Source organism: Amycolatopsis vastitatis (genome assembly GCF_002234595.1).
Taxonomy (GTDB): domain Bacteria; phylum Actinomycetota; class Actinomycetes; order Mycobacteriales; family Pseudonocardiaceae; genus Amycolatopsis; species Amycolatopsis vastitatis.
Genome location: NZ_NMUL01000055.1, coordinates 1 through 13,025, shown reverse-complemented (window position 1 = coordinate 13,025; position 13,025 = coordinate 1). Strand labels below are relative to the sequence as shown.

At 69.7% G+C, this 13,025-nt stretch carries 11 protein-coding genes; 6 read left to right on the top strand and 5 right to left on the bottom strand.

Going from position 1 to position 13,025, the window contains the following annotated elements; translation table 11 throughout:
* Nucleotides 1-528 precede the first annotated feature (528 nt).
* On the top strand, nucleotides 529-1,035 hold the full coding sequence (locus CF165_RS40935) for a hypothetical protein (RefSeq protein WP_240522035.1): 507 nt from the start codon (nucleotides 529-531) through the stop codon (nucleotides 1,033-1,035).
* Nucleotides 1,036-1,047: 12 nt separating this feature from the next.
* Here CF165_RS40935 and CF165_RS40930 read toward each other — a convergent pair whose 3' ends face one another.
* Nucleotides 1,048-2,091, bottom strand: a complete 1,044-nt coding sequence (locus CF165_RS40930) for a LacI family DNA-binding transcriptional regulator (protein WP_093952964.1) — start codon at nucleotides 2,089-2,091, stop codon at nucleotides 1,048-1,050.
* Between the two features lie 157 nt (nucleotides 2,092-2,248).
* Between CF165_RS40930 and CF165_RS40925 the strand changes: the two genes are divergently transcribed.
* Genes CF165_RS40925 through CF165_RS40910 form a run of 4 tightly spaced genes read left to right on the top strand, consistent with a single transcriptional unit; the run spans nucleotide 2,249 to nucleotide 7,060 of the window.
* Nucleotides 2,249-3,550 carry an ABC transporter substrate-binding protein gene (locus tag CF165_RS40925; protein WP_093952963.1) on the top strand — a complete coding sequence of 434 codons (1,302 nt, stop codon included), beginning with the start codon at nucleotides 2,249-2,251 and terminating at the stop codon, nucleotides 3,548-3,550.
* Between the two features lie 33 nt (nucleotides 3,551-3,583).
* Nucleotides 3,584-4,519, top strand: a complete 936-nt coding sequence (locus CF165_RS40920; RefSeq protein WP_093952962.1) for a carbohydrate ABC transporter permease — start codon at nucleotides 3,584-3,586, stop codon at nucleotides 4,517-4,519.
* Between the two features lie 40 nt (nucleotides 4,520-4,559).
* Nucleotides 4,560-5,390: a carbohydrate ABC transporter permease gene (locus CF165_RS40915; RefSeq protein WP_240522034.1), complete on the top strand. Its 831-nt coding sequence runs from the start codon at nucleotides 4,560-4,562 to the stop codon at nucleotides 5,388-5,390.
* A 32-nt stretch (nucleotides 5,391-5,422) separates the two neighbouring features.
* Complete coding sequence (locus tag CF165_RS40910) at nucleotides 5,423-7,060, top strand: GH39 family glycosyl hydrolase (protein ID WP_093952960.1); 1,638 nt, start codon at nucleotides 5,423-5,425, stop codon at nucleotides 7,058-7,060.
* Between the two features lie 43 nt (nucleotides 7,061-7,103).
* Here the strand turns inward: CF165_RS40910 and CF165_RS40905 are convergent, their stop codons facing one another.
* Genes CF165_RS40905 through CF165_RS40895 form a run of 3 tightly spaced genes read right to left on the bottom strand, consistent with a single transcriptional unit; the run spans nucleotide 7,104 to nucleotide 11,358 of the window.
* Nucleotides 7,104-9,260 (bottom strand): transglutaminase TgpA family protein, encoded by a 2,157-nt coding sequence (locus CF165_RS40905; protein ID WP_093952959.1) that lies wholly within the window; start codon nucleotides 9,258-9,260, stop codon nucleotides 7,104-7,106.
* Nucleotides 9,260-10,360: a DUF58 domain-containing protein gene (locus CF165_RS40900; RefSeq protein ID WP_338023628.1), complete on the bottom strand. Its 1,101-nt coding sequence runs from the start codon at nucleotides 10,358-10,360 to the stop codon at nucleotides 9,260-9,262. The genes CF165_RS40905 and CF165_RS40900 overlap by 1 nt, the downstream gene beginning before the upstream one ends.
* Before the next feature lie 38 nt (nucleotides 10,361-10,398).
* Nucleotides 10,399-11,358, bottom strand: a complete 960-nt coding sequence (locus CF165_RS40895; protein WP_093952957.1) for an AAA family ATPase — start codon at nucleotides 11,356-11,358, stop codon at nucleotides 10,399-10,401.
* Nucleotides 11,359-11,543: 185 nt separating this feature from the next.
* Between CF165_RS40895 and CF165_RS40890 the strand changes: the two genes are divergently transcribed.
* Nucleotides 11,544-12,071: a hypothetical protein gene (locus CF165_RS40890; protein WP_143268800.1), complete on the top strand. Its 528-nt coding sequence runs from the start codon at nucleotides 11,544-11,546 to the stop codon at nucleotides 12,069-12,071.
* A 59-nt stretch (nucleotides 12,072-12,130) separates the two neighbouring features.
* Here CF165_RS40890 and CF165_RS40885 read toward each other — a convergent pair.
* A partial coding sequence (locus tag CF165_RS40885; RefSeq protein WP_205661129.1) for a NucA/NucB deoxyribonuclease domain-containing protein occupies nucleotides 12,131-13,025 on the bottom strand: 895 nt, incomplete at its 5' end.

Below are 13,025 nucleotides of genomic sequence, written 5' to 3'. Positions count from 1 at the left end.
ATTGTCGACAGAGCCGGTGACGGCCACGCCGTCGCCGGCTCTGTAGAACAGCAGCGGATCGTTCACCGCGGCCGGAGAAGCGCCGATATCACCGACAGAAGTCGACGCCTGCGCCGCCCCGGATGCTCCGAGGAGCACTGCCACCCCGGTTACGATTGTCATGAGGATTGTCAAGAGAGTACGACTGATCGAATTTCTACTCACATTCATCCCTTCGATCGGCGAAATTGATCACTCCATTGCTCCGGTTGATGGTGGCAGGGGCCGTCGACAATCCGTCGACAACGCCACCCGCACCGCCCGTGACCTGCCGCGGAGGGAACCGACGCGGTGTCTTGCGAAGCCTCCCGCGGCGGGCGTCGCAATGCTCCCCGGCGGCGACCGGCTCGCTCCGGAACAGGGAAGAATTACCGTCTTGACAGCAACGCCGAAGTCTGCCGATGCACGGCGCCGCGACAATTGGCGCATGTTTGTTGACGCCCCGCGATTTTCTTGCGTCCGTCACGGGCGCGAGGTAGCGTTTTGCCCGTGTCGGATATCGTTTGGTCGCTCAGTCCCGCCGAACAGGCGCGCGCCCGTAATTTCCAGGCGGTCAACGGGATCGGCCGGGTCCTGCTGGGCCCGACAGCGCGTGACGCATCGGGAATGCATTTCAAGACCGCGTGGATCAGCATCCTGCTTCCCCTCTTCCCGATCGCGCGTTATTACCTGCAAGAAGTGGGTTCGCTGTCCACCGGGATGAGCACGACCACGCGTTACACCATTGTCGGCCGCTCTCGAATCGTCGGCGCCGAAGTAGTGCGGACTTACCTGTATTGCTGGCTCGTCGCTCCTCTCGTCGGTGCCGGGCCGGCGGCTTTGCTGCTGTCACAGGCCGATGAACTGGCCGATTCGATCGGCGTGTTCGCACTCATCGCGCTGTTCCTCGTGACGTTGGCCGCGTCCGTCGCCTTGCTCACATTCGGAACCAATCTCGTGCGGAAACGGTTCTTCACTCCGCGAACGGTGATTCTGCGGAACGAACCGAACCGGTAGCGACGCCGAACTTCACGCCGGTGTCGCGGGGCCGGTGGAGTCGCGGACGTTGAGGGTCGTGGCCAGCTCGAGGTGCCGTGAGGCCGGCTGGACTCCGCCCGCCATGCCGAGGACGGTCTCGACGGCCATCCGGCCCATCCCGGCGAGCGGCTGCCCGACCGACGTCAGCCGGGGCGTGGTCCACTGCGCCTGCGGTGTGTCGTCGAAGCCGGTGACCGACAGCTCCGCCGGGACGGCGATGCGGAGTTCGCGGGCCGCGGCGAGCACGCCGACGGCGATTTCGTCGTTGCCCGCGACGATCGCGGTGGGCCGCTCGCCGAGCGCCAGCATGGCACGGCCGTGCCGGAGTCCCGCTTCGACGGAGAACGTGTCGTGGCGGATCAGCGCGTGCTCGAGCGTGATGCCCGCCGCGTGCAGCGCGGCCTGGTACCCGTGGAAGCGTTCCGCCGAGGGGGCGGAGCCGAGCGGGCCGCCGATCCAGCCGATCCTGCGGTGCCCCAGCCTGAGGACGTGCTCGGTCGCCGAGCGGCCGCCCGCCCAGTTGGTGGAGCCGATGCTCACGACCCGGGAGTCGGTCGTGTCGATCGGGTCGATGGTCACCACCGGCAACTCCGCCTCTTCGGCGGCGACGAGCACCGAGTCGGGCACGGCGACAGCGAGCGCGACGACGCCGGCGACCCCGGACGCCTGCAGCTCCGCGACCCACGCACGGGCCGCGGTGCGGCTCGTGCCGGTCCAGTCCGGGGGCGGCAGGCGCAGGAGCAGCTCGGCCTGGGCGGCGGTCGCGGCGACGAGGATGCCCTGGAGTACCGTCCCGGCGTAGCGCGACTCCACGATGTCGAGCACGGTGACGAGCGTCCGCTCCCGCTGCAGGTCCCGCCGGGCCGTCGTCGGCTTGTAGCCGAGCTCGGCGATGGTCGCGAGGACGAGGTCGCGAGTGGCCGCCCCCACGTCGCTGCGTCCATTGAGGACCTTCGAGGCGGTCGCCGGGGAGACGCCGGCCAGCCGGGCGACGTCCGCCAGGGTGGCCCGCTCGGACCGAGATCGCCCTCTCATCAGAACTCCGTCCAATCGAAACTTTTTCGAACCCCGCTCAGGGTACACAGCCGCCCCGTCACGCCTTGACGTGGCGCGAAAGCGCCGAGTAGCTTGCCTCCCAGCATCCGAAAAAGATGCGAAAACATTTCGAGTCATCTCAAGGAGGAGGCGGCTCATGAGGGTCCCCACGAAAGCCAGGTTCCTGACCGCGACGCTCGTGCCGATGCTCGTACTGGGTGCTTGCTCGAGCGGGCCGGCGGGCGGCGGCGGCGGTGACGGTCCGGTGAACCTCACGGTCTGGAGCTGGGACGACACCGTCGCGAAGACCGTGCCCGGGTTCGAGGCGGCGAACCCGGGCATCAAGGTCAAGGTGGTCAACGCCGGTTCGTCGTTCGACGAGTACACCGCGCTCGACAACGCGATCCAGGCCGGTTCGGGGGTGCCCGACCTGGCGATGTTCGAGTACTTCGCGGTGCCCTACTTCGCCATTCCCGGCAAGCTCGAAGACCTCGGGGGGCTCGGCGCCGGGAACCTCAAGAAGGACTACGTCGAGGCCGCCTGGAACGACGTGACCGTCGAAGGCAAGGTCTTCGCACTGCCTTCCGACTACGGTCCCTCGGTCCTGTTCTACAACGAAACCACCTTCAAGAAGGCCGGTGTGCAGCAACCCCCGGCCACGTGGGACGAGTACTACGAGGCCGCCAAGAAGATCCGCGCGCTCGGCGGCGACCACTACATCGCCCAGGACACCGGAGACCTCTTCCTCCTGCTCTCCCTCATCTGGCAGGCCGGCGGGCGCCCGTTCCGGGTGGACGGGACCAGGGTGCACATCGACTTCACCCAGCCCGCCACGACGAAAGCCGTGGCGTTCTGGCAGAAGCTGCTCGACGAGGGCCTGCTCAACACCAAGGTCACGGCGTGGTCCGACGACTGGAACCGCACCCTCAACGACGGCAGCCTCGCCTCGCAGACCATGGGCGGGTGGCTGACCTCGTCACTGCCGCAGCGTGCGCCCCGGGCCGCCGGTCAGTTCAAGGTCGCGTTGATGCCGCAGTGGCAGGCGGGCGAGAAGGTCGGGGCGGAGAACGGCGGCAGCGGCTTCGGAATCCCGGCTACTTCCGGGCACAAGGAGGCGGCGTTCAAGTTCCTCGAGTACTTCACGCACGGCGGCGGCCTCTCGCCCCGCGTCGACGCCGGCGCCTTCGTGCCGAACACGGCGGTGCTCGCCTCGGCGGCCCAAGGCAAGGTCGACCAGTACTTCGGCGGCCAGAAGGTCGGTCCGGTGCTGGCCGAAGCCTCGAAGATCGTCGCGAGCGGCTGGCAGTACCCGCCGTTCTTCGAGTGGGCCCGGTCGACCTACAACGACATCGTCGCGCCGCTCTACACCACGGGCAAGGGCTCGCTGGCCGGAATCCTCGAGGAGTGGAAGAAACGCATGATCGCCTACGGCAACGAGCAGGGCTTCCAGGTGGACTGACGGCTGCCACGGACCGAAAGGAGCACCGCGGACATGGGCCCAACCGCTGCGGCCGTGGTGCCGCCGGAAACGACACGACACCGGGCACCGGCCCGGAAACGCGGCAAGAAGCAGATCGGGCTGGTGTTCATCGCGCCTTTCGCGCTGTTGTTCACGCTCGTGTACGTCATCCCGGTCATCTACGCCGCGTTCCTCAGTCTCTTCCAGCGGAAGCTCGTCGGGGGCACCACGTTCACCGGCTTCGCCAACTACACCAAGCTGTTCCGGGACGCGCAGTTCTGGGACAGCGTGGGGCGGGTCCTGGCGTTCACGCTCGTCCAGGTGCCGCTCATGCTGATCTTCGCCATGGCGCTCGCGCTGGCGCTGGACTCCCGGCGGTTGCACGGGACGCGGTTCCTGCGGGTGTCGATCTTCCTCCCGTACGCGGTGCCGGCCGTCGTGTCCACCCTGATGTGGGGATTCCTGCTGGGCGTCAAGTACGGCCTGTTCGGCAGCCTCGACAAAGCGCTGGGCACGGACCTCGACCCGTTCACCCCCGGCACCACGCTCATCTCCATCGGGGTGATGGTCACCTGGGCGTTCACCGGCTTCAACATGCTCATCTTCCACGCGGTGCTCAAGGCCGTCCCGCGCGAGCTGTACGAGGCCGCCGCGCTCGACGGGGCGAACGAGTACCAGGTGGTGTGGCGGATCAAGCTGCCCGCGCTGCGCCGGTCCCTGGTCATCGCGGTCGTCTTCTCGATCATCGGCACGTTCCAGATCTTCAACGAACCGCAGATCCTGCCGTCCATGGTGGCCAACAGCGGCATCACCACCCACTACACGCCCAACCTCTACGCGTACAACCTGGCGTTCACCGGATCCCAGCAGGGCTATGCGGCCGCTCTCGCACTCGTCATGGCGGCGCTCACGATCGCGGTCGCCTACGTCGTCCAGATCAGAGGACTCAGGAATGCCTTCGACAACTAGACCCCGGCGGTTGCCCACCGTCGAGAACCCCAGGAAGAGCGTGACCCTGACCGCCGTGACGTGGCTCTTCGCCCTGTATTGCCTGCTGCCGCTGGTGTGGCTGGTCGTCAACGCGACGAAGTCGCAGGCCGACTTCGTCTCGTCGTTCGGGCTCGCGCCCGGCGGCCGGTTCGCCCTGTGGGACAACATCACCGCCGTTTTCCGCTACCAGGACGGGATCTTCGTCCGCTGGCTGCTCAACACCGTGCTCTACGTCGTCGTCGGCGCGGTCGTCTCGACCTTCCTGGCGGCCCTCGGCGGGTACGCGCTCGCGAAACTCCACTTCCGCGGCAAGCGCCTGCTCCTGTTCGTGATCCTGGGGTCGATCGCGGTGCCCGGCATCGCGCTGGCGATCCCGCAGTTCCTGCTGTTCGCGCGGCTCGGCCTCACCAACACCCCGTGGGCCGTGCTGGTCCCGAGTTTCGTCAACCCGTTCGGGTTGTACCTGATGTGGGTGTTCGCGGCGGAAGCCGTGCCGACGGACCTGCTCGAGGCCGCGAAGGTCGACGGCGCCGGGGAGTTCCGGACCTTCGCGCGGATCGCACTCCCGATGCTCGCCCCGGCGAGCGTGACGGTCCTGCTCTTTTCGTTCGTTTCGATCTGGAACAACTACTTCCTGCCGTTGATCATGCTCAAGGATCCCGGCTGGTATCCGCTGACCATCGGGCTCAACGAGTGGAACAAGCTGGGTTCGACGGCCGGGAACGGCGCGCTCATCCAGAACCTCGTGATCACCGCCGCGCTGCTGACGATCGTCCCGCTGATCATCGCTTTCCTGAGCCTGCAGCGGTATTGGCAGTCGGGCGTGGCGCTCGGTGCGGTCAAGGGCTAGCACCACCGACTTCGAGAAAGAAAAGTGAGGCCATGACCCACGACCTTTCGACCGGCCCCCGCCTCCGGATCGACGGTGACCTGCCCGAAGAGACCGCGCTGCCGCACGTCTGGGCGGAGTGCGTCGGCGCCGGGCGAGCGAACGAGGCGCTGCGAGCCGACTGGCAGCGGCAGTTCGGCGAGGTCGTCGACGCCTGCGGTTTTCGCTACGTCCGCTTCCACGGCGTCTTCCACGACGACATGTTCGTGTACCGGGAAAGCTACGGTCACGGGTTCGGCCGGAACACCCCGCTGCCCGAGCCGGTGTACACCTTCAGCTACGTGGACAAGGTGTTCGACTTCATCCTCGAGGCCGGCGCCCGTCCGTTCGTCGAACTGGGTTTCATGCCGCGTGAGCTGGCGACGGTGCCCGAGACGGTGTTCTGGTGGGGCGCGCACTGCAGTCCGCCCAAGGACATGGCGCGCTGGGCCGAACTGGTCACGCGGGCGGTCGAGCACTGGATCGGCCGGTACGGGCTCGCGGAGGTGCGCGAGTGGCGGTTCGAAGTGTGGAACGAGCCGAACCTGGTCCCGCACTTCTGGACCGGGACGAAGACGGAGTACTTCGAACTCTACGAGCAGACCGTGACGGCGATCCGGAAGATCGATCCCGGGCTGAAGGTGGGCGGGCCCGCGACGAGCGTCTTCGTGCCCGATGACCGCTACCGGGGCGAAACCGAGGACCGCTCGGCGATGCACGCGACCGCCGGAGCGTCCGATGTGGACTCACTCGACTGGCGGCCGGTGTGGGTCGAGGACTTCCTCGACTGGTGCGCCAAGCGCGAGCTGCCCGTCGACTTCGTCTCGACGCACCTGTACCCGACCGATTTCGCCTACGGTGCCGACGGCGAGGCCGTCCACATCGCCCGGTACGCCGACGCCACGTTCGATGACCTGACCCTGCTGCGCGACCTCGTGGCGGACAGCGCCTTCCCGGAAGCGGAGATCCACATCACCGAGTGGTCGACGTCGCCGTCGGCCCGCGACTTCGTCCACGACACGCTGTTCGCGGCGACGTTCGTCACGCGGGCGTACCTGAAGTGCGCCACCCTCGCCGATTCGATCTCCTACTGGACCTTCACCGACGTGTTCGAGGAGGGTGGAGCCGGGCTGGGGCCGTTCCACGGCGGCTTCGGTCTCGTGAACGAGGGGGGCATCCCCAAGCCGACTTTCCACGCGTTCAGGATGCTCGAGCGGCTCGGCGACCGGCTGCTGCTCGCGACGGCCGACGGCGTGGTGACCCGGAACAGCCGGACGTCCGCAGTCTCGGCGCTGTTCTTCAACTACCCGGACGAGATGGCCATGAGGTCCGTCGGCTCGGCCGGCTCGTACCCGGCCACCCGTGCGCTCGCGGAACGGGGACCGGCTCGGCGGATCCGGCACTCGATCAGCGGGCTGGCGCCCGGAACCCCCTTCCTCGTCGAGGTCCTGGACTGGGAACACGGCAACGTCGCGGAAGCCTGGCACCAGCTCGGTTCCCCGCTCAACCTGTCCCGCGCGCAGAGCGAGTACCTGCGCGACGTCGCCGGCTCGCTCCGCAGGTTCATCCTCGCCGCGTCCGGCGACGGCACGCTCGAGATCGACGCCGACCTCCCGCCGTGGGCGGTGATGTCGGTGCGGCAAGCGGTGTGAGGCGTCCGCCGTTCGTTGAACGCTGCCGCCGCTGTCGTGGAGGTCAGCGGCCCGGGTTCCGCGTCCGGTGCCGGTCGACCAGGAGGGTGCGGGGGTCGAGGGCGGCGCGCAGGCGGACGCGCAGGCCACGACCGGCCAGACCGCGCCGGACGGTGCGGACCGCGGCCCAGGCGCGGGAACCCGCTTGGGCGCCGGGAGTATCCCCGGACCACAGGACTTGGTCCACGGTGCCGCCCAGCGCACGTAATCCATCCACTATGGACGGACTGCCGATCCCCCGGGCGGCCGCCGCGAGGTCACGAGCCGTCATCCCGGCCGTCCACGGGACCCTGTGGTCACGAAGGCGGTCGCGGACCTCGAGCCAGGCGCCGAGCACCGCACCGGCACCCGCCCGGCGCCGTCGGCGCCGCGAACGGGCGAACTTGGCCAGCGGAACCCCCACGAGCCAGGCCGGCAGCAGCGCCACCGGCCCGGCGAGTACCCAGAGCACCGGGAACGGCCGGTCTCCGGTGTCCGCGCCGCCCGGGCCGCCGGCGCCCTCGACCGCCGGGAGTGGTGCGTCGTGCTGCCGCGTCGCCGGAGGCAGCTGCGCACGCGCCTGCGCGGTGACCTCCGAAAGACCGGCGGGGCCACCGGCACCACCGAGGCGGGTGGCCCCGGCCGGATCCAGCGGCACCCAGCCGGCACCGGCGACCGCCACCTCGGGCCAGGCCAGGACATCGCCGTTGCGGACGGTGTAGCCACCGCCCGCGTCCGGCTCGGCCGGGCTGCGGAAGCCGACGACCAGGCGGGCCGGGATGCCGACGATCCGGGCGAGCGCGACGTACGCGGCCGCGAACTGCTCGCTCGTGCCCCGCCGCGTCTCGAACAGGAACTTCCGCAGCTGCGGCCAGCCGTGGCCGCTCGGCAGGCCGGTGCCCGCCGCGGTGCGGTAGCCCTCGCGGAAGAACCGTTCCAGCGTGAGCGCCGCCTGGAAACTGGGGCGCAAGCCGCCGACGGCCGACCGCGCCAACGTCTCGACGTCCGCGGGTGGCTCGCCGATCGCGCCGAGCCCACCCGGTGCCCGGGGGTCGATCGCGGCGGCCGCGAGGTCGGCGACCGGGACCTGCGGTTCCCACCAGCTCAGCCGGTACTCGCCGGGGGGACGCGGCAGCCACAGCGAGCCCTGCGCCTCCTCGACCAGCGGATCGGCTCCGCTGACGGCGGCGGGCCAGGTCTGGCTCGGCAGCCACGGCCCGCCGAGGTCGCCAAGCCGGATCGCCGCCGTCCGTTCCCGGGAGGGCACCGCCACCGACGGGCTCGGCGGCAACCGGACGCCGAGCCGCCGGTAGTCGCTGCCCGGCGTCCAGTTGACGCCGTCGAAGGCGTCGAGCACGACCAGCGGCCACCGGTCGGGCCGCGCGTCCCCGCGGACGGAGAACATCGGCACGCCGGGGTGCTCCAGCCGGTGGGCGATGTCGTCCAATGGCCCGGTCACGCGCCCGCTCACCTGCGCCGGCTGGTCCTGCTTCAGCGAATACGCCGGGCCGCCCGGAGCGGGAAGCAGCATCCCGGCCGCCACTGCCGCCGCGAGCCCGAGGAGCACCACCGGCACACCCGAAGCGAACGCCGGCGCTGCACGGCTCGCCGGCTTCTCCTCGCCGGGACGGGTCAGGGCGAACAACGCTCCCGCGACAGCCGCGTAACCGAGACCGGCGGCAACGGCCGCGAGTCCGGACAGCGCGACGTAGAGCTGGCTCACGACGACCACTGCGAAACTCGGGATCAGCGCCACCAGCGGCTTCCGGGAACGCAGCAGCAGCTCGATTCCGAGCACCCCGGCCGGCAACGCCAGCAACGGGACGAACAGCAGCTGGTCCGGCGACGGCCGCGCCGGCCAGGTCGACTGCAGGGTCAGCCGCCAGGACTCGGTGATCCCGGACGCCAGCGCGGAGAACGTCTCGCCGGTGGGCAATCCGGCCACGGTCGTCGAAAAGAGCACGGTCTCGACGACCGCGAGCAGCCCGGCCACGAGGAGCAGCAGCGGGCGCCACGCGGCGAGCACCTCGGTACGCGCGCACAGCTGGGCGACCGCGAACAGCGCCACGGCGGGGACCAGAAGCGGTGCGAGCAACGCCGTCACCCCGAACACCGGCACGAACAACAGGCCCGCGACGACGGCGGCGAGCAGCACGCACGGCACGCCGAACCTGCCGGGCATCACACCACCTCGTTCCACCGGCGCACGGCGTTCGCCGCGCTGTCGGCAGTGAGCACCCGCGCGCCGGGAATCACCGGCGGGACGCCACCGGAACCCAGGTCCAGGACGAAAAACGACGAATACCGCGCGCGCAGCCCGGCGAGCGTGCCGAGGCCGCCCGCACCCGACGTCACGACCGTCAGGCAGCCACCCTGATGCCGGACCGCGGACAGCACGCCGGGCACGAGCGCCTGTCCGGCGCCGGAGTCCTGGCGTACCCGGCACAGCTCGTCGAGCAGCTGCCTGACCGCGAGCGGGCCACCGGACGTCGAGAGGTCGCCGCCGCCCGAGGTGACCAGCCTGCTGTGGTGCCCGGCAGTGGCGGACGCGGCGAGCAGTGATGCCGCAAGATCGACGGCTTCTTCGAAAACGGACGGCGGCAACGCATCGGCTCGGGTGTCGAGCAGCAGGGTGAAGCGCGGCTGCTCGGGGTCGGCGTAGTCGCGGACCATCATCCGGCCGGTTCGCGCGGTCGCCTTCCAGTGCAGGTGCCGGACTTCGTCACCGGGCTGGTACTCGCGGACGTCGCGCAGGTCGAGCGAGCCCCTCAACGAGTCGTCGGTGGTGGCGCCGTCGTGGTGGTGCCGGGGGAAGCCGCCGGCCCGGGCGCGCGCCGCGTACTTGCGCGGATACACCCACAGCGTCACGGTCTCGCCGGCCGGATGCCGATTGCGGGCGAGACCGAAGGGATCGGCACGCAACAGCGTCAGCGGCCCGACCGCCATCCGCCCGCGGGTCCCGGTAGGAAGCTCGTACTGGTAGGTCGCTTCCGCCCCTTCGGCCAGCGCACGCACCTGCACGGTCCGGGTGCTCCCGCCGGCGTGGTCCCACGCGGCGAAGCCGGGCTGGGGCCGGGCGGCGAGATTGCGGACCCGCAGCTTCGCCAAGGCCGGCCGGCCTCGCTCGACACGATCCGGGTAGACGACCCGGGACACCGCCACCCGCATCCCGCGGGCGGTGACGGCGACGGCAGCGAGCAGGGCGCCGAGCCCGATCGCGCCGAGCACGCGCAACAGCGGGTACCCCGCCCACTCCGCCGCCGCGACCAGCACCACGGACACCACGAGGACGGCAGTACCGCGCCGGGTCGGCCGCATGGTCAGCGGCCCGCGTGGTTCATCGCCGGAGCCGGTGTCGTGGCCAAGACGTCGGCCACGACGTCGGCGGCGCCGAGCAGGCCGAGCTCGGCCTCGGCGGTGAGCACCAGCCGGTGCGCGAAGACCGGCACGGCCACGTCCTTGAGGTCGTCCGGCGTGACGAACCCGCGGCCCTCGGTCGCGGCCATGGCCTGGGCGGCGCGCACCAGCGCGATGCTCCCGCGCGGACTCACCCCGAACCGCACCGCGGCGTGTTCGCGGGTCGCTCCGGCGAGCCGCGCGGCGTACTCGACGACCGCCCTGTCGAGGTGTGAAGCACGGACCTCGGCGATCGCGTCGAGCATCATCGGGACGTCGACCACCGCCGGGAGGTCGTCGGGTGACACGCCCGCGCAGTCGCTCATGATCACCATGACCTCGGCGTCGAGATCCGGGTAGCCGACGGACAGGCGCATCAGGAACCGGTCGAGCTGCGCCTCGGGCAGCCGGTAGGTGCCCTCCATCTCGATCGGGTTCTGGGTGGCGATGACGAGGAACGGCCGCGGCACGTCATGGGAAACGGCGTCGACGGTGACCCGTCGCTCGGACATCACCTCCAGCAGCGCGGACTGCGTTTTGGGCGTGCCGCGGTTGATTTCGTCGGCCACGACGACGTTCGAAAACACCCCACCGGGATGGAAGGCGAACCGCTCGTCCTTCTGGTGGTAGACGGTCACCCCGGTGATGTCGCCGGGCAGCAGGTCCGGAGTGAACTGGATCCGGCTCCAGCTGCCGCCGATGCTGCGCGCCAGGCACCGCGCGAGCGTCGTCTTGCCGAGGCCGGGTACGTCCTCGATCAGCAGGTGCCCCTCGGCGAACAGCGCGGCGACGGCGAGCCGGACCACCTCCGGCTTGCCGCGGATCACCCCCTGGATGTTCCGTGCGATCAGTGCGTAGGCCTCTCCGGCCCTCGACTCACCCATGGTGACTCCCCACCTCGTCGAACCTCACGCCTCAGCCCTCTTTCCCGAGGTACGGATCCGGGCGACCGTAGCCCCGGTGTCCCGGGACCGGTCCCGGGACACCGCTTGTCATCGAAACCTCAGGTCCCGGGTGCGACGGTGACCGCGCAACGACCGGATCGTCGGATTGGCGGGTACAGATGTCCATGCACAGCAACGAAAAGAAGACCAGGCTTCGCAGCGCGGTCGCCGGGACTCTGCTCGCCGGTCTGGCGCTGGCCGGATGCGGGGCCGAGGAGTCCCCGGCGGCTCCGGCCGTCACATCGAGGCCCCCGGTCCCCGCTCCTTCGACAACGGCGGTGCAAACCCGTCCGATCGACCTCTTCCGGCTTTACCGCGTTCAGTCGCTGTCGGCGACCATGGGCACGGCCTGCTCGGGCCACCCCGCGCCGACCGACACCGCGTGCGGGCAGCAGCTCGACGCGATTCGCCGGACCACGGGCGGGTTCCTGGTCACGCTCGCCAAGGCCATTCCCGGCACGGACTTCTCGAAGATCCGCGAGGCCGCGGACCAGCTCACGAAGCCGATCGACCTGCTGCAGCAGCTGGGTTGCTACGGCATGGGCGGACCGGGCAAGAAGCCCGGCAAGAACGAGGCCGGGCTGTGCGGAACCTTCGGCACCTTGGCGTTGCTCGGCTGGCTCAGCTTCGAAACCACGGTGGAGCAGTACTGAGCCACGCGTAGGTGGTGAACGGTCCTTTCGCGGCAGAACGCGAAAGGACCGTTCACTCGTCAAGGCGTAGGTGGCTTCGGCGGCTTGACGAAGACCCGGATCCTGGTGCCGTCGTGGATCCGGTAGTCGCCCGCTTTGTTGCCGCGCAGCTGGTTGCCCAGTGCAGCGCCCGAACCCCGGTTGTCCGAACGACCGATGTGCCGGACGCTGGCCCCCGCGCCGCCTTCCTTGAACACCGCCTGGGGCCACTCGTCTCGATCCTTGAAGAGCATCCGGCGAACGCCGCGCAGCGATGCCTTGCGACGCGCCTTCGTTCCCGGCCGGTCCACCGTGGCGTCGTACCGGTATTTCCCCTTCGCGTTGGGCTTCAGGTTGTCGATGATGTGCTGGGCGGATTCCGGGTATTTGGTGCCGTCGATCTCGGTGCGCTTGAGATTGACCTTCGGGCTCCCCGTCGTCCCCGCCCCCGTGTGGGCGACCACCGCCTCGTCCTCCGCCGATCTGGTGATCTTGCGGTAGGTCGCGAGGTTCGCGATGATTTCGCCGGTGCCGGAAACCGGGGCCTTCTTGAACCCTTCCCAAGCTTGTTTCCCGGCCGCGACAGCCTTGTCCACTGCCGCATCGCGGTCGCGCACGGTGTTCACCACACCATCCCCGATGTCCTTGGCGGTCTGCTCGACCTTGCGCGAAGCCGCTTCGTCACCCTGAATGGCTTTGTCGAGCGTACCGACGAGTTCCGCGGTCGAAGTCACGTTGTCGTGCACCGCCGCGTACGCGCCGGCGACGAACCTCCGGACCGTGGTGCCCGCATCGGGAGCCTTGTTCGGATCGTTCTTCTCTTCGTCGATCTGCCCCTGCGCCCATTGCCGGGAGCTCTTCAACTCCGAATCGATGAACTCATCCGCCTCTTCCAGCGCCGCGCCGATCTGCTCGCGGACGCTCTTCGGCTGCGCC